At 63.2% G+C, this 21591-nt stretch carries 26 protein-coding genes, 1 tRNA gene and 1 riboswitch; of the genes, 15 read left to right on the top strand and 12 right to left on the bottom strand.

Annotation, left to right across the window (positions count from 1 at the left end; translation table 11 throughout):
* Positions 1–41 precede the first annotated feature (41 nt).
* Entirely contained in the window at positions 42–1442 is a 1401-nt protein-coding gene (locus tag AC27VQ_RS12960) for an L-serine ammonia-lyase (RefSeq protein ID WP_488716565.1), read from the bottom strand.
* A gap of 574 nt (positions 1443–2016) precedes the next feature.
* Here AC27VQ_RS12960 and AC27VQ_RS12955 point away from each other — a divergent pair.
* The 3 genes from AC27VQ_RS12955 (at position 2017) to AC27VQ_RS12945 (ending at position 4311) form a co-directional block, all read left to right on the top strand.
* The gene (locus AC27VQ_RS12955) at positions 2017–2706 is read left to right on the top strand and encodes a DUF599 domain-containing protein (protein ID WP_488716564.1); all 690 of its coding nucleotides are present in this window, start codon (positions 2017–2019) and stop codon (positions 2704–2706) included.
* Positions 2707–2812: 106 nt separating this feature from the next.
* Positions 2813–3832 carry an acetyltransferase domain-containing protein gene (locus AC27VQ_RS12950; RefSeq protein ID WP_488716563.1) on the top strand — a complete coding sequence of 340 codons (1020 nt, stop codon included), beginning with the start codon at positions 2813–2815 and terminating at the stop codon, positions 3830–3832.
* A 5-nt stretch (positions 3833–3837) separates the two neighbouring features.
* Positions 3838–4311 carry a methyltransferase family protein gene (locus AC27VQ_RS12945; protein ID WP_421593746.1) on the top strand — a complete coding sequence of 158 codons (474 nt, stop codon included), beginning with the start codon at positions 3838–3840 and terminating at the stop codon, positions 4309–4311.
* Between the two features lie 63 nt (positions 4312–4374).
* Here the strand turns inward: AC27VQ_RS12945 and AC27VQ_RS12940 are convergent, their stop codons facing one another.
* Positions 4375–4761 carry a MerR family transcriptional regulator gene (locus AC27VQ_RS12940; protein WP_313531149.1) on the bottom strand — a complete coding sequence of 129 codons (387 nt, stop codon included), beginning with the start codon at positions 4759–4761 and terminating at the stop codon, positions 4375–4377.
* A 64-nt stretch (positions 4762–4825) separates the two neighbouring features.
* On the bottom strand, positions 4826–6262 hold the full coding sequence (gene mgtE, locus AC27VQ_RS12935; RefSeq protein WP_313531151.1) for a magnesium transporter: 1437 nt from the start codon (positions 6260–6262) through the stop codon (positions 4826–4828).
* Between the two features lie 303 nt (positions 6263–6565).
* Between mgtE and AC27VQ_RS12930 the strand changes: the two genes are divergently transcribed.
* Both AC27VQ_RS12930 and AC27VQ_RS12925 read left to right on the top strand, forming a co-directional pair.
* Positions 6566–7060 carry a peptide deformylase gene (locus AC27VQ_RS12930; RefSeq protein WP_488716562.1) on the top strand — a complete coding sequence of 165 codons (495 nt, stop codon included), beginning with the start codon at positions 6566–6568 and terminating at the stop codon, positions 7058–7060.
* Between the two features lie 111 nt (positions 7061–7171).
* Positions 7172–7420 carry a DUF982 domain-containing protein gene (locus AC27VQ_RS12925; protein WP_488716561.1) on the top strand — a complete coding sequence of 83 codons (249 nt, stop codon included), beginning with the start codon at positions 7172–7174 and terminating at the stop codon, positions 7418–7420.
* A gap of 51 nt (positions 7421–7471) precedes the next feature.
* Here AC27VQ_RS12925 and AC27VQ_RS12920 read toward each other — a convergent pair.
* Positions 7472–7556: transfer RNA gene (locus AC27VQ_RS12920), tRNA-Leu, on the bottom strand.
* 195 nt (positions 7557–7751) lie between these two features.
* Between AC27VQ_RS12920 and lipB the strand changes: the two genes are divergently transcribed.
* Positions 7752–8498 carry a lipoyl(octanoyl) transferase LipB gene (gene lipB / locus AC27VQ_RS12915; protein WP_488716560.1) on the top strand — a complete coding sequence of 249 codons (747 nt, stop codon included), beginning with the start codon at positions 7752–7754 and terminating at the stop codon, positions 8496–8498.
* On the opposite strand, the gene AC27VQ_RS12910 is transcribed toward lipB, so the two are convergent.
* Together AC27VQ_RS12910 and AC27VQ_RS12905 are read right to left on the bottom strand one after the other, a co-directional pair.
* Entirely contained in the window at positions 8471–9709 is a 1239-nt protein-coding gene (locus tag AC27VQ_RS12910; RefSeq protein WP_488716559.1) for a zinc metalloprotease, read from the bottom strand. The genes lipB and AC27VQ_RS12910 overlap by 28 nt on opposite strands.
* Before the next feature lie 88 nt (positions 9710–9797).
* Positions 9798–10703 (bottom strand): DMT family transporter, encoded by a 906-nt coding sequence (locus AC27VQ_RS12905; RefSeq protein WP_488716663.1) that lies wholly within the window; start codon positions 10701–10703, stop codon positions 9798–9800.
* Between the two features lie 200 nt (positions 10704–10903).
* Between AC27VQ_RS12905 and AC27VQ_RS12900 the strand changes: the two genes are divergently transcribed.
* The 7 genes from AC27VQ_RS12900 to sugE all read left to right on the top strand — a co-directional run bounded on the left by AC27VQ_RS12900 (position 10904) and on the right by sugE (position 15554).
* Positions 10904–11308 carry a helix-turn-helix domain-containing protein gene (locus AC27VQ_RS12900; protein WP_488716558.1) on the top strand — a complete coding sequence of 135 codons (405 nt, stop codon included), beginning with the start codon at positions 10904–10906 and terminating at the stop codon, positions 11306–11308.
* An 82-nt stretch (positions 11309–11390) separates the two neighbouring features.
* Positions 11391–12518: an S-(hydroxymethyl)glutathione dehydrogenase/class III alcohol dehydrogenase gene (locus tag AC27VQ_RS12895; RefSeq protein WP_488716557.1), complete on the top strand. Its 1128-nt coding sequence runs from the start codon at positions 11391–11393 to the stop codon at positions 12516–12518.
* A 35-nt stretch (positions 12519–12553) separates the two neighbouring features.
* Positions 12554–12994 carry a GNAT family N-acetyltransferase gene (locus AC27VQ_RS12890; protein ID WP_488716556.1) on the top strand — a complete coding sequence of 147 codons (441 nt, stop codon included), beginning with the start codon at positions 12554–12556 and terminating at the stop codon, positions 12992–12994.
* Positions 12995–13098: 104 nt separating this feature from the next.
* A complete protein-coding gene (locus AC27VQ_RS12885) occupies positions 13099–13572 on the top strand; it encodes a YaiI/YqxD family protein (protein WP_313528240.1) in 474 nt (157 codons plus the stop codon).
* Positions 13569–14225, top strand: a complete 657-nt coding sequence (locus tag AC27VQ_RS12880; protein WP_488716555.1) for a DUF1345 domain-containing protein — start codon at positions 13569–13571, stop codon at positions 14223–14225. Before AC27VQ_RS12885 ends, AC27VQ_RS12880 begins: the two co-directional genes overlap by 4 nt.
* 18 nt (positions 14226–14243) lie before the next feature.
* Positions 14244–15080 (top strand): S-formylglutathione hydrolase, encoded by an 837-nt coding sequence (gene fghA / locus AC27VQ_RS12875; protein WP_488716554.1) that lies wholly within the window; start codon positions 14244–14246, stop codon positions 15078–15080.
* A gap of 159 nt (positions 15081–15239) precedes the next feature.
* Entirely contained in the window at positions 15240–15554 is a 315-nt protein-coding gene (gene sugE / locus AC27VQ_RS12870; RefSeq protein ID WP_298104885.1) for a quaternary ammonium compound efflux SMR transporter SugE, read from the top strand.
* Here sugE and AC27VQ_RS12865 read toward each other — a convergent pair.
* The 6 genes from AC27VQ_RS12865 to AC27VQ_RS12840 all read right to left on the bottom strand — a co-directional run bounded on the left by AC27VQ_RS12865 (position 15551) and on the right by AC27VQ_RS12840 (position 19484).
* Positions 15551–15940, bottom strand: a complete 390-nt coding sequence (locus tag AC27VQ_RS12865) for a DoxX family protein (protein ID WP_488716553.1) — start codon at positions 15938–15940, stop codon at positions 15551–15553. The genes sugE and AC27VQ_RS12865 overlap by 4 nt on opposite strands.
* A 90-nt stretch (positions 15941–16030) precedes the next feature.
* Positions 16031–16684: a hypothetical protein gene (locus tag AC27VQ_RS12860; RefSeq protein WP_488716552.1), complete on the bottom strand. Its 654-nt coding sequence runs from the start codon at positions 16682–16684 to the stop codon at positions 16031–16033.
* A 74-nt stretch (positions 16685–16758) separates the two neighbouring features.
* Complete coding sequence (locus AC27VQ_RS12855; protein WP_488716551.1) at positions 16759–17544, bottom strand: ATP12 family chaperone protein; 786 nt, start codon at positions 17542–17544, stop codon at positions 16759–16761.
* The gene (locus tag AC27VQ_RS12850) at positions 17544–18203 is read right to left on the bottom strand and encodes an HAD-IA family hydrolase (RefSeq protein ID WP_488716550.1); all 660 of its coding nucleotides are present in this window, start codon (positions 18201–18203) and stop codon (positions 17544–17546) included. Before AC27VQ_RS12850 ends, AC27VQ_RS12855 begins: the two co-directional genes overlap by 1 nt.
* A complete protein-coding gene (locus AC27VQ_RS12845; RefSeq protein WP_488716549.1) occupies positions 18203–19189 on the bottom strand; it encodes an RluA family pseudouridine synthase in 987 nt (328 codons plus the stop codon). Before AC27VQ_RS12845 ends, AC27VQ_RS12850 begins: the two co-directional genes overlap by 1 nt.
* Before the next feature lie 58 nt (positions 19190–19247).
* Positions 19248–19484 carry an Lrp/AsnC ligand binding domain-containing protein gene (locus AC27VQ_RS12840; RefSeq protein WP_117366160.1) on the bottom strand — a complete coding sequence of 79 codons (237 nt, stop codon included), beginning with the start codon at positions 19482–19484 and terminating at the stop codon, positions 19248–19250.
* A 281-nt stretch (positions 19485–19765) separates the two neighbouring features.
* On the opposite strand from AC27VQ_RS12840, the gene AC27VQ_RS12835 reads away from it, so the two are divergent.
* Together AC27VQ_RS12835 and gcvT are read left to right on the top strand one after the other, a co-directional pair.
* Positions 19766–20047 carry a hypothetical protein gene (locus AC27VQ_RS12835; protein WP_488716548.1) on the top strand — a complete coding sequence of 94 codons (282 nt, stop codon included), beginning with the start codon at positions 19766–19768 and terminating at the stop codon, positions 20045–20047.
* Positions 20048–20192: 145 nt separating this feature from the next.
* Positions 20193–20294: riboswitch (glycine riboswitch) on the top strand.
* Positions 20295–20445: 151 nt separating this feature from the next.
* The gene (gcvT, locus tag AC27VQ_RS12830; RefSeq protein ID WP_488716547.1) at positions 20446–21585 is read left to right on the top strand and encodes a glycine cleavage system aminomethyltransferase GcvT; all 1140 of its coding nucleotides are present in this window, start codon (positions 20446–20448) and stop codon (positions 21583–21585) included.
* The last annotated feature ends 6 nt before the right edge of the window (positions 21586–21591 follow it).

The raw sequence follows: 21591 nt of genomic DNA, 5'->3' as shown, positions 1-21591 counted from the left end.
AGAGGCCGCCGCGTCGCACTCCACAGGGAACAAATGGACGATCAGCACTCCACCACATTGACGGCGAGGCCGCCGGTGGAGGTTTCCTTGTACTTCTCGTTCATGTCGACGCCGGTCTGGCGCATCGTCTCGATACAGGCGTCGAGCGGCACGAAATGCTGGCCGTCGCCCTTGAGGGACAGCGAGGCCGCCGTGACCGCCTTGACCGCGCCCAGCGCGTTGCGCTCGATGCACGGCACCTGCACGAGGCCGGCAATCGGGTCGCAGGTCATGCCGAGATGGTGCTCCAGCGCGATTTCCGCAGCATTCTCCACCTGCTCGGGCGAACCGCCCATGACGGCGGCAAGGCCGGCGGCGGCCATGGCGGAGGCGGAGCCCACCTCGCCCTGACAGCCGACTTCGGCGCCGGAGATCGAGGCATTGTGCTTGATGATGCCGCCGACGGCCGCAGCCGTCAGCAGGTAATCGCGAATGCCGTCCTGGTCGGCGTCCTCGTGGAAATGCAGGTAGTAGCGGATCGTGGCGGGCACGACGCCGGCCGCGCCATTGGTCGGCGAGGTCACGACGCGGCCGCCGGCGGCGTTCTCCTCGTTGACGGCCATGGCGTAGACGGAGAGCCAGTCATTGGCGAGCAGCGGGTTCGCCTTGTTGGAGCGCCACTCCTCCTGCAGCTTGTCATGGATCGAGCGGGCGCGGCGGCGCACCTTCAGGCCACCGGGCATGATGCCCTCGTTCTTCAGGCCACGATCGATGCAGCTCTTCATGGCGCCCCAGATTCGGTCGAGGCCGGCATCCAGCTCCTCGCGCGACATGGTCGCTTCCTCGTTGGCGCGCTTCATCTGGGCAATCGTCATGCCCGAACGTTCCGCCATTTCGAGCATCTGCTTGGCCGATGAGAAGGGGAACGGCACTTTCGTGCCGCCGGGCTTCGCCTTGCTGGCGCGCATCTGCTCGAGTTCCGTATCCGTGACGACGAAACCGCCGCCGACGGAATAGTAGATACGCTTCAAGAGGAGGCGGTCGTCGCGGTCATAGGCGGAGAAGGTCATCCCGTTGGCGTGGCCGGGCAGCGGATTCTTCTTGTCGAAGATCAGGTCGGTCTTCGGCTGGAAGGTGTAACCGGGATGGCCCGGCGGCGTGATGCGGCCGGTGCGCTCGACCTCGCCCACGATCGCATCCATCTGGTCAGGGTCGACCGCGTCAGGCCGCTCGCCCATCAGGCCGAGAATGACGGCGCGGTCGGAGCCATGGCCGACGCCGGTATAGGCGAGCGAGCCGTGCAGGCTCATGCGGATACCCGCGACATGGGCGTTCGACGGGCGCGGCCAGTAGTCGGAGAGGATCAGGTCGAGAAAGCGGTTCGCCGCCGACATCGGCCCCATCGTATGGGAGCTCGACGGCCCGATACCGATCTTGAAGACATCAAAAACCGAAAGGAACATTCCCTGACTTCTCCTCGCCGCAGCCGGCTGTGCATTAATCGCTCAAGCTACGTTATCACGCGACGCGCTCTTGGCGATCTCCCGACATCGGGTTTTACCAGTGCGACATGCCGAAAACAAAAACAGCGCGTCTCGGTGAAGAGCGCGCTGCTTATGTAGGGATTGGGGCCTGATGTTTTCAGATGCCGCCGAAGAGATAGGCGATGACCAGAACGGCGCCAAAACCGAGGACTGCACGGGCAGTAACGCCCCAGCAGGATTTCTGAACGGTGCTTTCCATGATTTCCCCGAATGGAAGTGTCGTGCGAGCCGCCGATATCGGCGCCGCATGGGGGCTCTGTTTAATGAAGAATGTATGAAACCGCAATCGCGAAAAATGGCGAAACCAAGGCGGCATCGGCATAGGAGCCCCGCGCTCAACGCATGACCTGTCGCAGAATCAGACAGTTGCGCGCGCCGGAGGCACTCTTGCGAACGGCGAGCGCCGCCCTGGTTTTGCCCCAGGTCTGAACAACGCGCGAACGCGGTCGCCCCGCGGCTTGCAAAATGCCGAATCCGTGGCACAAGACATCTCATGAACACCCCGGACCTTATCGCACTCGCTATCTTCCTCGCCCTGTGGATGGGGTATTCCTGGATTACGGACCGGGCAAAACTGTTCGACCGGGTGAGCCTCACGCGCGCCATGAGTTCGCAGCGCGCGGTGTGGATCCGCAACGCCATGCACCGCGACCTGCGCATGATCGATACACAGATCATGGCCGGCCTGCAGAACGGCACGGCTTTCTTCGCCTCAACCTCGCTTCTGGCGCTCGGCAGCTGCTTTGCGCTACTCGGGGCGACGGAGCAGGTCTTCGCGATCTTCAGCGACCTGCCCTATTTCTTCCATGGCAGCCGCGCCGGCTTCGAGATGAAGGTCGGCGGCCTTGCCATCATCTTCGGCTATGCCTTCTTCAAGTTCGGCTGGTCCTACCGGCTGTTCAACTATTGCACCATCCTGCTCGGCGCCATGCCGATGAGCGGCGACATTCACAAGGATCCCGCCGGCGCGGATCTCGCCGCCGACAAAGTGATCCGCATGAACATTCTTGCGGCAAAACACTTCAACAAGGGTCTGCGGGCCATCTTCCTGTCGATCGGTTATCTCGGCTGGTTCGTCAGCCCGTTCCTGTTCATCGCCACGACCATTGGCATCATCATCGTGCTCGTGCGCCGTCAGTTCTATTCGGAAGCACGCCTCGCCGTGCTCGAAAACCTCGACTGACCTCTCCCAACGATCCGTTCCAACCGGCCACCTTTCGGCCATCCGCCCGGCGCAAGCTTGGCGTGACACTTTTCTATGGACCAAAGCAATGCGGCGACCTCGAACCATGACGACCACGGTGATTGACGGCAATGAGGCAGCAGACGGCGGGCAAACGCGCCGACTTGCCCGTATCCCGCTGATCGACCAGCTGCGCGGCGTCGCCCTGATCGCCATGGCGATCTACCATTTCACCTGGGACCTCGGCTTCTTCGGCTATATCGAGCCGGAAACCGCCACGACCGGCGGCTGGCGCATCTTTGCCCGCGTGATTGCCGGCAGCTTCCTCTTCCTCGTCGGCTTCAGTCTCGTGCTCGGGCAGCGGAAAGGGTTTCACGCAAGGCCCTTCTTCATCCGGCTTGGGAAGATCGGCGGTGCGGCTCTCATCATCACCATCGCCACCTGGTTCGCCTTCCGCGAGACATTCATCTTCTTCGGCATCCTGCATGCCATTGCAGCAGCAAGCGTCATCGGGCTCCTCTTCCTGCGCCTGCCCGTCATCGTCACACTGGTCGCCGCCGCGGCAGCGGTCGCAGCACCACTCTATCTGCGGGCACCGCTCTTCGATCATCCGGCACTCTGGTGGGTCGGGCTCTCGGTCAACATCCCGCGCTCGAACGACTACGTGCCGCTGTTGCCTTGGATCGCGCCGGTGCTTCTAGGCATCGTCTTTGCCAAGCTGTTCCTAGCGAGCACACTTCCCGAACGGCTCGCCGGTCTTGGCGGGCGGACGAACGACCGGTGGAAAACCCTGCTGGAGGCCGCAGGGCGCCACAGTCTCGCCATCTATCTTATCCACCAGCCGGTGCTGATTGCGCTGGTCTATGGCTTCTCGCTGGTCATGCCGGCCCCAGCGCCCGATCCGGCCGTCGGCTATGTCAAAAGCTGCATGCGCGCCTGCGAACCCGAACGCGGCGCCGGATTCTGCCAGAGCTTTTGCGGCTGCACGCTGAACGGATTGCAGAAGCAGAACCTTTTCGCCGACCTCAACCGCGGCGCGATCGATGTTACGACGGATGAGCGGATCGCCGCGATCTCCTCGCAATGCACGACGGAATCCGAGACGAAGACCGACCTCAAGGAGTAGGGATCATGAACGCCTATCGCATGAAGCCACTCGCCTTCCCCTGGCCTCCGCTGATCTACGGCGCGGCACTCGCGGTCGCCTTCCTGCTCCAGGCCTATTTCCCGCTCGCGGTATCGGAGACCGACAGCCTGATCGCTACCGTCGCCGGCAGCGCGCTGATCCTCACGGCAATCGTGCTGGACGTCTGGGCGATGCGCACGCTTCTGGATTGCCACACGACCATCCTGCCGAACCGCTGTTCCACCCATCTGGTCACCTCCGGCCCTTACAGGCTTACCCGCAACCCGATCTATCTCGGCTATACGCTGGCGACGGCCGGCATCGGCCTTGTGATGCTCAATCCCTGGTGTCTGGTGACGGCCATCGTCGCGTCCGGCCTCACCAGCATCGTCGCCATCAAGCGGGAAGAACTGCATCTCCTCTCGCGCTTCGGCATCGATTTCGAACGCTATTGCAACGGCACGACCCGCTGGATCTGAAAACGACGATGGCGCCGGATGTTTCCATCCCGCGCCATACGATACATTCAAAACCCGGATTGCTCAGGTGCCGACGCCGATTTCGGCGAGGCGGGTGAGGCAGGCCTCCTCGACATTGTCGAGCTCGGTCAGCGTCTCCTCGATGTCCCGCCGCTTCTGGCGTAGTTCCTCGCGCTTCTCGCTGACCTTCGTCATCAGCATTTCGAGCTGCCCCACCTCGCCCGGCGGGTCCTTGTAGACGCGGATGATGTCGCGGATCTCGGCAATGGTGAAGCCGATACGCCGACCGCGCAGGATTTCCAGGATCAGGCGACGGTCTGCCGGTCGGAAAAGGCGTGTGCGGCCGCGGCGCTCGGGATTGATGAGCCCCTCATCCTCGTAGAAGCGCAAGGTGCGTGTGGAAACGCCGAATTCGCGCGTCAGCTCGGTTATGGTATAAAACTTGTCCACGCCTGCTCCGATCATTTCTGAGCGGGCATTTTATTGACTTTTACGTATAAGTCAATTTTTCACCTCAATGGATCGCAAACCACCATGTGGCGAGGCCAAGAAAGGCAAAAAATCCAACGATATCCGTCACTGCCGTGACGAAGACGCTGGAGGAGACCGCAGGGTCGGCGCCGGCTTTGTCGAGCAGCATGGGAATCATAATCCCTGCAAGAGCCGCCGCGCACATATTGATCAGCATGGCTGCCGCGATGACGCCGCCGATATTGATGTCCTGAAACCACAAGCCGGCCACCGCACCAATCATCAGGCCGAAAGCGATGCCATGCAACAGGCCGACACCCGCCTCGCGGCGCACGACGCGCCAGGCGTTGTGAATGTCGAGGTCGCGCGTCGCAAGTGCACGCACCGTCACCGTCATGGTCTGCGAGCCGGCATTGCCGCCCATGCCCGCCACCGCCGGCATCAGGATGGCGAGCGCCACGATCTGCTCGATCGTTCCCTCGAACAGCGAGATGACCGAAGCGGAGATGAACGCCGTCAGCAGGTTGACGAGCAGCCAGGGCGCGCGCGAACGAGAGGTGGTAAGGACGGTGTCCGAAAGCTCTTCGTCGCCGACGCCGCCGAGGCGCATCAAGTCCTCCTCGGCTTCCTCCTGAATGACGTCGACCACGTCGTCGATGGTCAGCACGCCGACCAAGCGGCCGTTCTCGTCAACGACGGCGGCGGAGAGAAGATCGTACTGCTCGAAGAGCTGGGCCGCCTCTTCCTGGTCCATGTCGGCCGGGATCGGGTGGTTGGTCTCGCGCATGACCGTTTCGATCTTCGTGCCGCGCGCCGTGCGCAGGATGCGGTCGAGATCGACGACGCCAAGCAGGCGGAAGGTCGGATCGATGACGAAGATCTGCGAAAAGCTCTCCGGCAGGTCGGCGTCCTCGCGCAGATAGTCGATCGTCTGGCCGATCGTCCAGAACGGCGGCACGGCGACGAATTCCGTCTGCATGCGGCGGCCGGCCGTGCTTTCCGGATAATCCAGCGAGCGGCGCAGGCGGATCCGTTCGGTGAACGGCAGCTTGGAGAGGATTTCCTCCTGATCTTCCTGATCGAGGTCTTCCAGAATGTAGACGGCGTCGTCCGAATCCATCTCGCCGAGCGCTGCGGCGATCTGTTCGTTCGGCATGTGATCGACGATGTCGAGGCGGATGGCCTCGTCGACCTCGGTCAGCGCCGCAAGGTCGAAATCGGCGCCGAGCAGCGAGACGAGCTGGCGGCGCTGGTCAGCCTGGATCGCCTCCAGAAGATCGCCCATTTCCGATTCGTGCAGCCGCGCGACGTGGCGGCGCAGGAACAGGAGATCGCGGTCGGCGATCGCCGCACCGACATGCATGAGGAAATCCGAACGGATCGAGCCGTCCTCGGCATAGATATCCTCACCGTCGAAGGTACTGTGTTCTACGGTGTTGCCCTGCTGCTCGATGCGGTCGTCGTCGCCGGTGTTGTCCATCGGGCCGCTCCTTGCGTCGGTATCGTCCCGCAGGGCCACGTCGGCGGCGCGGAGATGACAGGGATTTCAGTGCAGGGTTCCTCGCAGGCGTCCGAAAACGGACGTCTCACGCTCATCGTGCTAGCTCAAAGTGCCCGCCCGGTCCATCGCCGAAAGCGGCAAAAGCCGACGTCGCGAAAATTTTTCGCAAGCTGTTGCAATAGCATGCAAATCGAAGGTTTTGCGGCGCACGAAACAGGCCCGGCATTTTCCCACCGCCGCAAACAGGCTAGGAAGGGGAAAAAACCGACGACCGGAGCAACCATGGCCCTCCTGCCCATCGTGCGCTATCCCGACCTGCGCCTGCGCCAACCTTGCAAAGCGATCGAGACCTTTGATGCGCGGCTGGCGGGCCTCGCGGACGATCTCGCGGCGACGATGCGTGCCGCCCCCGGCATCGGCATCACCGCAGCGCATGTCGGTATTCTCGAGCAGCTGACGGTGATCGAACTCGACGGTCCCGGCTCGCTCAGGATCTATGTGAACCCCGTCATAGAGTGGTTCTCGCCGGAGATGCAGCGGAACACGGAGGGCAGTGTCTCGATGCCCGGCGTCACCGACGAGGTGGAGCGCCCTGCCCGCATCCGCCTTCGCTATCAGGACCTTTCCGGCGCGCCGCAGGCGGAGGAAGCGGACGGCCTGCTCTCCGTCTGCCTGCAGCACGAAATCGACCAGCTCGACGGTATTTTCTGGATCGATCGGCTTTCGCGCCTTAAGCGCGAGCGCATCGTCAAGAAATACGGGAAGATCAGGGGCTGATTCGCGCAAGCCTTTCTGAACACAGCGGAATCACCGTGAAAAAATCTCCGTGAAGCCGGAACAAACAGACTCGTCCCGCATTTTTGAGCGCGAATGCAAGGGACGATACCGATGAAAATCATTTCCTGGGACAAGACTTTGGGCATCCTGCTGCCGGGCTCCGCACGCCCGCGCTTCGTGCGTGACGTGGCCGGCGCCATGCACCTGCTCGCCGAATTGTGGCCGGTCACCTACGGCCGCGCCTATCAGCGGGCGCTGGCCTTCTGCGCCCGCGCGCTGGAGGGCCGGATGAGTGCTACCCGCGCCCGGCTCGCCTTCATCGCGGCGGCGCGGGAGGCACGCGTACAGGTCGTGTCTTGATGCGAACAAAAGTACAGAAACAAAAAGACCCGCCTTTCGGCGGGTCTTTTTTGGTGCGGTCGAGAAGACTCGAACTTCCACGGGTTGCCCCACAGCGACCTCAACGCTGCGCGTCTACCAATTCCGCCACGACCGCATCGTGGTAGGCGTTGCCTTGCGGCGACGGAGGTGCATGTAGCAAAAGCATTTGGGGGGTGCAAGGCCGTGCGACAAGAAAAGTGACGGAAAGCGAAACAATTTCAACAGCCCCTTCACGAATGCCCTGAAACCCCTGAAATCCTTGCATGATCGCGCCTATATCTGGCACAAGAAATCCGAAAGGACGGCCATCATGCAGCGTCAGGACATCTCCACATCCCTTCTTGCGATCGACGGCTCGCCCCCGGTGCGCTGGCGCATCGCGCAGGACCTCGTTTCCTATGACGAGGCCGTCGAAACCATGGAAAAGGAGGCCGCGGCGATCGCCAATGGCGAGGCCGACGAACTGGTCTGGCTGGTCGAACATCCGCCGCTTTATACGGCCGGCACGAGTGCGGATTCCGCCGACCTCGTGGCGCCGGATCGCTTCCCGGTGTTTTCCACAGGCCGCGGCGGCGAATACACCTATCACGGCCCCGGCCAGCGGGTCGCCTATGTCATGCTGGACCTGAAACGCCGCCGGCAGGACGTGCGCGCCTTCGTGGCGGCCCTCGAAGCCGTGGTGATCGACGCGCTCGATTCCATGAATGTGCGCGGCGAGCGGCGCGAGGACCGCGTCGGTGTGTGGGTTCGCCGGCCGGAACGGCCGCCGCTGCCGGACGGCTCACCGGCCGAGGACAAGATCGCGGCGATCGGCATCCGCCTGCGCCGCTGGGTAAGCTTTCACGGCTTCTCGCTGAACGTCGATCCGGATCTCGAGCATTTTTCCGGCATCGTGCCCTGCGGCATCCGCGGCTACGGCGTGACCAGCCTCGTCGATCTCGGCCTGCCCGTCATGATGAGCGACGTGGACATGTGCATCCGCTACTCGTTCGAACGGGTCTTTGGCCCGACGGTTTCGGACGCGGACTGTCAGCCCAGAAGCCTGTCGCAGGCATAGACGATCGCATAGCCGTGCAGCACCAGCGCGGAATAGAGGCCGAACCCGGCCAGCAGCCGCTGCGGCGCGGTCATCGGATCGAGCGCCATGCGAGGCTTGACGCCACCAGCGCCGAGAAGACTGAGCACGGTGAAGATTGCAAGGCCGGCAACCAGCATGCGCACCGGCAGGCCGACGCGCCAGCCGACCCAAAGAATCACCAGCGTCACCAGGAAACTCGCCACCAGCAGGCTGGTGCGTGTTGAAAAGACCTGCCGCAGCACCTGGCCGCCGTCGAATCGATGCATGGGCAGCAGGTTCAGCAGGTTGAAGGCGCCGAGAATGAGCAGGAAGACAAGAAGGCCGCGCCCCATCAAGCCGCCGTCATAAAGCGCAATCAGCGGCGGCACGAGGAAGGCCGACATGCCCGCCCCCATCAGCGCGCAGACCGCGACCTCGAAATGGGAGTTGTAGGGCCTGCCGCCCACGGCGATACCGCCGAGCAGCGGTACGAAAATCATGCGCACCCGCCCGTGGCCGAAGGCGCGATAGGCGGCCATGTGCCCGAGTTCGTGCAGCACAATGACGACCGTCAACATGGTGGACAGCAGCAGCCCCTGGGTGCTGAGCCCGAAGAACGGCCAGAGCAGCAGCGTGGACAGCACAGCAAGACCCGCCTGGGTCCATCCGCTTTCGAGGACGCCACTCATGTCGCCCTTGCCCGTCGCCAGCCACTGGTCGAGCGCCTTCATTTCCCGGCGCAGCTGGATATAGCGGAAAAGCAGAAAGGCGACGCCGCGATAGCGGTCGGTCTGTTCGACGGTGAGCGCCGTGCCACCCGGCACGGGACGCAGGAACCGCCGCTCGACATAGTTTTTCCAGAAGGAGGCATCGAGCGCGCTGTCATCGACCACGCGCGTCTCGCAGGCGAGGTCGTCCGCATCCTGCGCCTCATGAACCTCCAGCGTGCGCGTGATCGGGACGCCGTGACGATCCGGATGGGAGAGCGTCTGCCGGACGCGACCGGCGGATAGCCGCTCGCTGGAGACGACGGAGGGATGCCAGTTGGCCTCCGCACCAAGCGGGCTGATAAGGGCGGCGATACGGCTCGGCGGGGCTTTGAAGACGCGGGTCAGATGCAGTGTGCGGCGGCCAACGGGTGCAGCAATCAAGAGCCAGATCAGGCCGAGATTGATCGCCACAAGCAGGAACATCGAAAGCGATGTCGACATGTCGTCCTCCCCGGTCTTCATGACAGGAAGCACAAGGTTACCGGCAAGATACTAACAAATATTAAGAATCGCGCTTCAAGCGGGATCGTCAGTCGAAGGCGGCGGTTGCCATCAGCTTGCGGGCCTTGTGTTCGCGCCAGATGATGAAGAGGCCGGAGGCGACGATAATGGCGATGCCGAGCCATTTCGATGGCGTCGGGAAATCGCCGAAGATCGCGTAGCCGAGCACGGTCGCCGAGATGATCTCGAAATACTGGAATGGGGCAAGCAGCGAGAGCGGCGCCATGCGGAAGGCGCGCACCACGAGCATATGCGCATAGCCGGAAAGCGCCCCAAGGATGACCAGGAGCAAAAGCGTGAAGAGCGACGGCGGCAGCGAGGGCGCGAAATCGGCAATGCCGGCCGTGTTTCCGAAAAAGAGCGCAGCCCCCATCAGGATCGTCCCGCCGAACCCGGCGATGGTCTGCATGGTCAGCGGTGAGTCGGCCTCACCTATGGCGCGGTTCATGAAGAGATAGATGGAATAGAGGAAGGCGCAGGCGACCGGCAGCAGCGCCGTCCAGCCGAAGAGAATGAAGCTCGGCTGGATGACGATCAGCGCGCCGCCGAAACCCACCATGATGGCAAGCCAGCGCCTCCAACCGACCTTGTCGCCGAGGAAAGCAGCGGACATCGCGGTGAGGATGAACGGCTCGACGAAATAGATCGCGAAGACGTCGGCAAGCGGCATGTATTTGACAGCCGCGAAAAACAGCAGGCTCGCCGCGCCGTGGATCGCGCCGCGCAGCAGGTTCATCCATGGCCGCTTCGGCCGCAGCATGGCGCTGCCCCCGGCGGTGAAGATCAGCGGAACCGTGCAGAGGACCTGGAAGAAAAAGCGGTAGAACGTCACCTGTCCCGGCGACATGCCGACGAAATTCGCCATGTATTTGGCGATAGCATCCATGCAGGGCAGAAGCAGCATGGCGATGGCCATCAGCACGACGCCCTGCATCGTGTTTCCACTGGTGCTGTCGGTGGCGCTGGCCGTGGCATTCATCGGGCTTTTCCTTCGTTCGCCCCTGCATAGTCCTTTTACGCCGGCTGGCAATGCCGGAAATCTGCCCTGTGCGGGCGGCGCGGCACGGCGCATTTGAGGTAGCACCGGCCACCGGCTTGCCTGTAGACTGGGGCCAAGAAGAAATGGAGGCCGCGATGACCTTTCCCGGCGAGAGCAACACCATCCCCTTCCCCTCCGGCCGCGCCGACGGCGATACGCTCGGCGGGCGCATCTGGCGCGCCCGCGACGCGCTCGGTCTCGACCTTGCCGGTGTCGCCTCCCGGCTCGGGCTTCCCGAAGAGACCGTCAGCGGCTGGGAACGGGACCATGCCGAGCCGGATACCAAGGCTCTGTTCATGCTGGCCGGCGTGCTGTCGGTGTCGCCCTCCTGGCTGATCGCCGGCATCGGCGAGGCCCCCACCGATCCATCCGGCGACGAGTATCTGCACCCGCTGCTGCGGCAGCTGCGCGAGATCCATCAGTTGCACGACCAGACGGGCAAGGCGATCGCCGCGCTCGAAGCTGAGGTCGCGAAATTGATCAAAACAGATCAGGGCTGATTTTTTCCGCTTCACGCACTTGAGGCGCCGGACTGGCTCTGCAATGGTCCGGCCAACACAGAATCCGTATAGGGAGACGAAAATGGACGTACGCGCCGCCGTTGCCGTTCAGGCCGGAAAACCGCTTGAAATCATGACCGTACAGCTCGAAGGCCCGCGCGCCGGCGAAGTGCTGGTCGAGGTGAAGGCGACGGGCATCTGCCACACCGACGACTTCACGCTTTCGGGCGCCGATCCGGAAGGCCTGTTCCCGGCCATCCTCGGCCATGAGGGTGCCGGCATCGTCGTCGATGTCGGTCCGGGCGTCACCTCGGTCAAGAAAGGCGACCACGTCATTCCGCTCTACACGCCGGAATGCCGCGAATGTTATTCCTGCACCAGCCGCAAGACCAATCTCTGCACCTCGATCCGCGCCACCCAGGGCCAGGGCCTGATGCCCGACGGCACCTCGCGCTTCTCGATCGGCAAGGACAAGATCCACCACTATATGGGCTGCTCGACCTTCTCGAACTTCACCGTTCTGCCGGAGATCGCGCTCGCCAAGATCAACCCGGACGCGCCCTTCGACAAGGTCTGCTACATCGGCTGCGGTGTCACGACCGGCATCGGCGCCGTCATCAACACGGCCAAGGTCGAGATCGGCTCGACGGCGATCGTCTTCGGCCTCGGCGGCATCGGCCTCAACGTACTGCAGGGCCTGCGTCTTGCGGGTGCGGACATGATCATCGGCGTCGATATCAACCCCGACCGCAAGGCCTGGGGCGAGAAGTTCGGCATGACGCATTTCGTCAATCCCAAGGAAGTGGGCGAGGACATCGTGCCCTATCTCGTCAACATGACGAAGCGGGGCAACGACCTGATCGGCGGCGCGGACTACACGTTCGACTGCACGGGCAACACCAAGGTGATGCGCCAAGCGCTGGAAAGCTCGCATCGCGGCTGGGGCAAATCGGTCATCATCGGCGTTGCCGGCGCGGGCCAGGAGATCTCGACGCGTCCGTTCCAGCTCGTCACCGGCCGCAACTGGATGGGCACCGCCTTCGGCGGCGCGCGCGGCCGCACCGACGTTCCCAAGATCGTCGACTGGTACATGGACGGCAAGATCCAGATCGACCCGATGATCACGCATACGATGCCGCTTGAGGACATCAACAAGGGCTTCGACCTCATGCACAAGGGTGAATCGATCCGCGGCGTGGTCATCTATTGAGCACGCAGACGCCCTACAGCATCGATGTGCGGAGAATGGAAACCTTCTCCGCCGTCGACCTTTATGCATTGCTGACATTGCGTGTTTCGGTCTTCGTGGTCGAGCAGGCCTGCGCCTATCCGGAGCTGGACGGCAAGGATGTCGATGCGCTGCACCTGCGGCTTTTGATCGACGGGGAAACGGCTGCCTATGCGCGGCTGTTGCCGCCGGAGGCTGGCAGTGCGCCGCGCATAGGCCGCGTGCTCGTCGCACCCGGCCATCGCGGCAAGGGACTGGGCGAAACGATCATGCGCGAAGCCATCCGCGCTTGCGAAAACCATTTTCCGGGTATGGCGATCGAACTTTCGGCCCAGAGCTATCTGGAGCGCTTCTACAAGGCGCTCGGCTTCACGCCGATTTCCGAGGAATATGTCGAGGACGGCATTCCACATATCGACATGGTGCGGCCTGTCGAGAACAATCGAGCGTCGGCTTGAATGCCAACACGCCAGCTGCCGCACGACATCCGGGATATGTTCTTGCCAGCCGAAAAGGTCTAGACATCCTTTGGAACGCGGAGAGGACTATTCCTGATACTTCGATGACTGACACGCCACCAACCATCTATGTCGATGCCGACGCCTGCCCGGTGAAGCCGGAAATCCTGAAGGTTGGCGAGCGCCATGGGCTGCCGGTGACCTTCGTCGCCAATTCGGGTCTTCGTCCTTCGCGCGACCCGATGGTGAAGAATGTCATCGTCTCCGGCGCCTTCGACGCTGCCGACAACTGGATCGCCGATAACATCCTCGAGGGCGATATCGCCATAACGGCCGATGTGCCGCTGGCCGTGCGCTGCGTTGCCAAGGGTGCGCATGTGACCGGGCCGACAGGCCGGCTGTTCGACCAGGCGAATATCGGCATGGCGAGCGCCATGCGCGATCTCGGCGCGCATCTGCGCGAAACCGGCGAAAGCAAGGGCTACAATGCCGCCTTCTCGCCGCGCGACCGCTCCGCCTTCCTCGAAACGCTCGACCGGCTCTGCCGCCGGGCAAAAAGCGCGCGGGCGGGCGCATGACGGCCGCGCCGGAACGCAAGGCCTATGGCCGACATGTGCCTTTCTACGCCGGGATTGGTACGGCCGCACTCCTTGGCGTTGCAGCCCTCTGGCTGAAGCCGGATTTCGCCATCGAGATCGGGGCCATCGCCTTCTTTCTCATCTATCTCGTGCTGATGGCGATACGCCTGCCGCACCTGACGGCCACCTATCTCGAGCACTATGCGACGGATTCCGACGAACCGGTCGCGATCATCTTCGCCGTCACCTTCCTCGCAGTCGCCGTCGCGACAGGTTCGCTTTTCGTCGTGCTGAATGAAGTCTCCGCCTCCGGCATCGAATTCGTGCTCGCCGTTGCCTCGGTGGCCCTCGGCTGGTTCACCATTCACACTATGGCGGCGCTGCACTATGCGCATCTCTACTGGCGCCCTGGCAGCACGGAGGAAAGCGACGACGTCGGCCGCAGCCTCGATTTTCCCGGCAAGGCGCCGCCCGGCGCCTATGACTTTCTCTATTTCGCCTTTGTGATCGGCATGACGGCGCAGACCTCCGACGTCGCGATCACCTCCACGGCGATGCGCAAGGTCAATCTGCTGCATGCCGTGGTTTCTTTCTTCTTCAACACGGTGCTGGTCGCCGCCGCGGTCAACGTGGCGGTGTCGCTCGCATCCTGAAAACAATCGGAGTTTTTGATGAAAGTGCTTTCCCAGAACACCGCCTTCGGCGGCATGCAGGGTGTGTTCGCCCATGATTCCGAAGCCTGCAAGACCGAGATGACCTTCGCCGTCTTCGTGCCGCCGCAGGCGATCAAGGAGCCGCGTCCCGTGCTCTGGTATCTCTCCGGCCTCACCTGCACCCATGCCAACGTGATGGAAAAGGGCGAGTACCGCCGCATGGCCGCCGAGCTCGGCCTGATCGTCGTCTGCCCCGACACCAGCCCGCGCGGCAACGACGTGCCGGATGAGCTGACCAACTGGCAGATGGGCAAGGGCGCCGGCTTCTACCTCGACGCCACGCAAGCGCCCTGGGCGGAAAACTACCAGATGTACAGCTACGTTACCGAGGAGCTGCCGAACTACCTGCGCCAGCATTTCCGCATGGATATGGACCGTCAGGGCATTTTCGGCCATTCGATGGGCGGCCATGGCGCGATGACCATCGCGCTGAAGCACCCGGACCGTTTCAGGAGCTGCTCGGCCTTCGCCCCCATCGTCGCGCCCTCCAGCGCCGACTGGTCGATGCCGGCCTTCGAGAAATATCTCGGCGCCGACAAGGCGGTCTGGCGCGAATACGATGCCTGCGCGCTCGTCGAGGATGGCGCCCGCTTTCCGGAATTCCTGATCGACCAGGGCAAGGCCGACGGCTTCCTGGACAACGGCCTGCGCCCCTGGCTTTTCGAAGAGGCGATCAAGGACACGGACATCAAGCTGACGCTGCGCATGCACGAGCGGTACGATCATTCCTACTACTTCATCTCGACCTTCATGGACGAGCACCTGAAGTGGCATGCCGAACGCCTCGGCGCGTAACTGCAATGCTATGGCGGGGGCGCATGGCTGACATGCCGCCCCTGCCCTTGCCCTTGTGCTCCTCCTGGGCAATAGTAGCACCCGGTAGACGGCTACCGCCGGGAACATCCCGGTCACGATCGCGGGGACGGCCTCGCTCCCTTGAAACGGAGTAGGCAAATGCCCTGGATCCTTCTTACCCTCGCAGGCATCTTCGAAATCGGCTGGGCCATCGGTCTGAAATATACCGACGGCTTCACCAAGCTGGTTCCCACCGTCCTCACCGCCGGCTCCATGGTCGTCAGCATCGTGCTTCTCGGCCTTGCCGTGAAAACGCTGCCCATGGGCACGGCCTATGCGATCTGGACCGGCATCGGCACGGTCGGGACGGTCATTCTCGGCATCGTGCTTTTCGCTGAACCGGTCACGGCGATGCGCATCGGCTGCATCGCGCTGATCGTCACCGGCATTTTGGGCCTGAAGTTCGTCGCCTAACGTCTACGGCTGTTGTCGAGGGCAAAAGCCCCCGGCCCCGCAACCGTCAGGTAAAGGAAGACGAAGCAGAACAGGATCGCGGCGTCGCCGCGATTGTTGATCGGGAAAAAGCTCTGCGGCGCATGCGCCGTGAAATAGGCGACAGCCATAAAGCCGCAGAGCACGAAGGCCACCGGCCGCGTGAACAGCCCGATCAAAAGCAGGATCCCGCCGACCACTTCCAGCACGCCCGCAACACCGATGATATTCATCAGGTCGCCGAACGGCTGTTCGGCCGGCGGGAAATTGAAGAATTTCTGTGTGCCGTGCTCGATGAAGAGCAGCGCGGACATCATGCGTAAGGCGGCGAGCGCCTGCGGCTGGTAGACGGACAAGCGATCGAACATGGCAGGCACTCCCTCCGTTTCACTTGGGAGAGAATGGTATCATGTTTCTTCCGGAGATTTTCCAGACATCGTCCCTCACGATGCGCGGCGTCAATCGCAGCTGATCGTCTGGGTAACCACACACGGGGCGATCTTGCCGGTCGACCCTTCGGCGAGCGCACGCGAGCGCACCGTCAGGGCCGCCTCGGTCGGAATGACCAGCGGACGGTCATGCGTGCGCGAACGCGACGTCACAACCTGTCGAGCCGCCGGCTTGCGCTTGCCGCCGGCATATTTGCGGCCCTTCGAGGGGCGCTTGCCTTCATTGAGCTTGCCGGCCGCGACCGTCGACAGGTGGTAGGCGATGGCCACGCGCTTGGCGATGGCATCGCCGAGTGCTGCGTCGCGGCCCTTGCTGGATGGCATGAAGCTGTTGACGGTCAGCGTATTGCGTGCGGAAACGCCACCCTTCGGATCGGAAAGCGTGACCGTGACCTTTGCCGAACTTGCCCCCGTCGCCGACTGCGTGACGCCCGTCACGCGCACGTCCATCGAGGCCCGGTCGAGCGCGACCGCACGGCGCGTCGCCTTGGCAGCGCGCTTCAGATAGGCATCGGTGCGCTTGAGAACCACTGAAGGCACGTTGCCATCACCGCTAACGACGACCTTGCGGATGTCGCGGACGGGAAAGCCCTCGGCACTGGCGCTGAGCGGCACGGAAAGAGCGAGACAGGCGGAAAGAACGGCGCGGAGAAGGAACTGCATGGAACTCTGTGCGGGTCGGCTATGGCTGTTGGAACGATGCGCCAAAATGCGGCGGAAACCTTAAGAAAGTCTGGTCAGCGCGGCATTTCGGACAGCACGGATGCGGCCACATCCAGCTCCTCGCGGCGCTTTTCGCGACGTTGGAACGCCTCCTCGTCGGTGCCCCAATGCTCGATCTGCCAGTCCTCATCGATATGGGCGAGCGACCAGGCCTTGTCGGCATCGATGATGCCTTCGGCGAAGGCCAGGCCCAGCAGCGCCGAGCCGGTCAGCGTCGTGACGGTGTGCACGCAGGCGAGCGCCAGCGGATCGCGCCAGGCAGAAAGCGCGGCGGCGTAGGCTTCGATAGCCGGGACCGGCTGCTCCTGATGCATCACGCCTTCTACTAGGATGAAGCGGATGCCCTTAGCGTCCGCCGCCCAGCGCAAGACCGGATCCCAGCCGTCGCGCTGGCGTGCGACGAGACCTTCAGGTGAATCCGCACGGTAGCAGAGCATGTCCGTGCCGGCGAAACGCACGATCTCGTCGAACACAGCATCCAGATTTTCCGCGACGCCATCGACAGCCGTGTTGACGAGGCGGGTCACAGGCATTTTCGCCGGATCGATTTCCTCCGCCTGCGCGTGCCACTCCGCCTTCAGGCGGTCGGCGATTGCTTGCGTCGGAACGGCCAAAGTCTTCTTGCCGGGCGTGCGCACCGGGCGGCCGTCGAGAAGGATGCGGAACCCCTCCTCCGCCGTGTCGGTCGAGACCTCTTTATAGAAACGCTTGGGCAGCGGCCGCTTCATCTGGATCTGCGCGCGGCGCACCGGATCGGGATCGCTCATCGCATCGGAAAGGTCGCTCAGGATGTCACGCATCAAAAAGTCTCCAACCAGTCGATAAGGTCTGCGGGCTTGCGCAGGATGTGATCCGCGCCGGCCGCGACCAGTTCGGGCACGCTGGCGTAGCCCCAGGAAACGCCGATGGCTTTCGCCCCGGCCGCCTTCGCCATCTGCATATCGTAAATCGCATCGCCGATGACAACCGTGCGGGCCGCATCAATCCCGGCTTCGTTGCAGCATTCCGCCACCATGGCCGGGTGCGGCTTGGACGGGCAGTCGTCCGCCGTGCGCGAGACGAAGAAGGTCTTGTCGAAACCGTGCGCCGCGCGGATGAGGTCGAGGCCGCGGCGCGACTTGCCCGTGACGGCGCCGATCAGCAGGTCGTCCCGGCGTTCCAGCTGCGCCATCATCTCGGCGATGCCGGGAAACAGCGGCTCCTGGAAGCCGGGCTCGGCGCGCACGCCGGTATAGGTCGCCTTGTAATACGCCGTCATCGCCAGCGCCTCGTCGTCGACATGCGGCTTGCCCTGCATGCGGGCAATGGCGATGTCGAGCGTCAGGCCGATAATCGCCTTGGTCTCGGAAATATCCGGTCTTGCATGGCCGAAATCGACGAAAGTGCGGGCCATGACCTCATGGATCAGCCGCGCACTGTCGACCAGCGTGCCGTCGCAATCGAAAAGCGCAAGCCGCATCAGTCTTCCTCGTTCGCCGCGGTCTGGTCGAAGCCGAAGAGGTTCCAGGTCTGCACCATATGCGGCGGCAGCGGCGCGGTGACGCGCAGGCGCCCGCCATTGGGGTGCGGAATATCGATGCGACGGGCATGGAGGTGCAGGCGGTTTTGTACGCCGCCCGGGAAGGCCCAGTTGAGGTCGGCCTCGAAATATTTCGGATCGCCGATAATCGGATGACCGATATGCGCGGCGTGCACGCGAAGCTGATGCGTGCGGCCGGTATAGGGCTCCATCTCCAGCCACGCATAGTTCTGTGCGGCCTGCTCGATGATCCGGTAGAAGGAAACCGCATGGTCGGCGCCGTCCTCGCCGTGCTTGGCGATGCGCATGCGGTCGCCATCCGGCGTCTGTTCCTTGACGAGCCAGGTCGAAATCTTGTCCTCGCGCTTCTTCGGCACGCCCATGACCAGCGACCAATAGGTCTTCTTGGTGTCGCGCTCGCGGAAGGCGGCGGTCAGCTTCTGCGCGGCGCCCCGCGTGCGGGCGATGACGAGGACGCCAGACGTGTCGCGGTCGAGCCGGTGCACGAGGCGCGGCTTCTCGCCCTTCGGGCTGGTCCAGGCTTCGAGCATCTGGTCGATATGGCGGTTGACCCCCGAACCGCCCTGCACGGCGATGCCGGCCGGCTTGTTGAGCACGATGACCTTCTCGTCCTCATGCAGCAGCATACGGGAGAGCAGTTCGTGATCGGAGGAATGCTTCAGCTCGCGGCCGGCGATCGGCCCGGCCTTCTTGGCATCGACCTCCATCGGGGGGATGCGGATCATCTGGCCCGGCTGCACGCGGGTGTCGCTCTTAACGCGGCCGCCATCGACGCGCACCTGGCCAGAGCGCAGCAATTTCTGGAGCGGGCCGAAGCCGAGGCCCGGATAATGGACCTTGAACCAACGGTCGAGGCGCATGCCCGCCTCGTCGCTCTCAACCTGCTTGTGTTCGATGCCTGCCATGTCAGCCTTCTTTCGTTGCGCCGTGCTTTAGCGCAAGAAAGGCCGAAGGGGAACCGTTTTAGAACGCTCGGAAGGTCAGCGTGGTCAGCGAACGCACGATGCCGGGGATGGAGGCGACGTGGTCGTTGATGAACTTGCCGATATCCTCCTCGCTGTCGACATAGACCTTGAGGAGCAGGTCGTACTCGCCGCTGGTGGAATAAAGCTCCGAAATGAGTTCCGTAGCGTAAAGCGCATCCGCGACTTCATAGGTCTTGCCCGGAGCGCATTGCAATTGCACGAAAATCGGCTTCATCGGTCCTCCCGCACCATTGGCGGCATGGTTTTCTTGTGATCGCAATCCCGGGCGCAAAACCGCTGCACACTTTTGCTGGGATTGCTTTTTACCGCCCGATTCCGGCGGTATTTCCGCTCTCTTATGACGGAATTTTCACGACAAAGGCAAGGCCGACCGAAATTCACACAGATCGTTAAAACTCGATGAAAATGCAACCGCCGCGTTTCACACACGCGAAAGGCGCAAATGATAAATTGCACGAACCTGAAGCAAACCCGTTGAACGCCATGACTCAGATCGTGACAGTTTCGCCCGCCACCGCCGCCTATGCCGCGCAGGGCATGAAGATGCAGACCCGCGCGAACACACTGTTCGAGCAGCGCATCCACACCTGGAGCGAGGATGCGAAGATCCACGGCGATGCGCGCACCATCGCGGTGCTCAACGTCATCCAGCCGCCCGCCTTGGCGCTCGCCCTCATCACCGCGCCCGGGATGACGCCGCAGGTGACCATCGCGGAGGCGCAACGCCTCTACGACGAAAACGGCGCCCCCGTTCAGGAGGAAGCCGAACCCGCCTGATCCTCCCTTCAAAGGACTGCAGCCGTCCTCCAACCGACTAAGGCCCCTCAGGGGCCTTTTCTTTGCTCCTTTCCCTGAACGACAAAAATGTGCCCGGCAGCGACGCCGCCTCTTGCCAAAGCACGGGCAAGGCCGTTATCTGGAGCCAACCTCGCTGGGAGAAATCGGCCGCCTTGGGAAAGGCAGCGCCGGTGCCGAAGGAGCAACCGCCCCGGAAACTCTCAGGCAAAAGGACCAGCAAGGTGCCGTCATAACTCTGGAGAGAAGCGCGCAAGCGCTCGCCGAAGGGATAACAATCTCAGGCGAAGGGACAGAGGGGGCTCAGGAGAACGGCGCAGCTGCGCCTGATTGTGAGCCGGCGCCCTGCAACTGGGCGCCCAGGGACTGGAGGGCGCCTTTTGGACGGATCGTCTGAACTCAAGAAAACACCGCTTCACGCGCTGAACGTATCGCTCGGCGGCCGCATGGTGCCGTTTGCCGGCTACGAGATGCCGGTGCAATACACCGCCGGCGTGATGAAAGAACACCTGCACACCCGTGCCGCCGCCGGCCTGTTCGATGTCTCGCATATGGGCCAGGTCACCGTGCGTGCCCGCTCGGGCGACAATGCCGATGCCGCCCGTGCCCTCGAAACGCTGGTGCCGGTCGATGTCGTCGGCCTCGGCGAAGGCCGCCAGCGCTATGCGCTGTTCACCAACGATGAAGGCGGCATCCTCGACGACCTGATGATCGCCAACCGCGGCGATCATTTCTATGTCGTCGTCAACGCCGCCTGCAAGGATCAGGACTTCGCCCATATGCAGGCGAAGATCGGCGACGTCTGCGAACTGACGCTGCATGACGACCGCGCGCTGGTCGCCCTTCAGGGGCCGCGGGCGGAATCGGTGCTGGCCGAACTCTGGGCCGATGTCTCCTCCATGCGCTTCATGGATGTGCGCGCCTGCGACCTGCACGACGCCGATTGCATCGTCTCGCGCTCCGGCTATACCGGCGAGGACGGGTTCGAGATCTCCATCCCGGCGGCGCTCGCCGAAACCGTCTGTCGCCGCCTGCTCGACCATCCTGACGTGCTGCCGATTGGCCTTGGCGCCCGCGATTCGCTGCGCCTCGAAGCGGGTCTCTGCCTCTACGGCAACGATATCGACACCGGCACGACGCCCGTGGAAGGCGCGCTCGAATGGGCCATCCAGAAGGTGCGCCGCAAGGGCGGCGAGCGTGAAGGCGGCTTCCCGGGCGCTGCGATCATCCTCGACCAGCTTGAAAACGGCGCTGAGCGCCGTCGCATCGGCCTGCGGGCCGAAGGCCGTGCGCCCGTGCGATCAGGCGCGGTGCTCGCCACCGATCCCGAGGGCGAGGACGTCGTCGGCACGGTGACGTCGGGCGGCTTCGGTCCCAATGTCGATGGCCCCGTCGCCATGGGCTACGTGACCAAGGCCGCCGTCACCCCGGGCACCCAGCTCTATGCCGGCGTGCGGGGCAAATTCCTGCCCGTGACCGTCGCCGCCATGCCTTTCGTCAAGAACACCTTCAAGCGCTGATACCGG

It is taken from the genome of Shinella sp. 20P9.1.1 (assembly GCF_057798995.1).
Note: the sequence above shows the minus strand (reverse complement) of the source record. Positions and strands in the feature narration are given on the sequence as shown.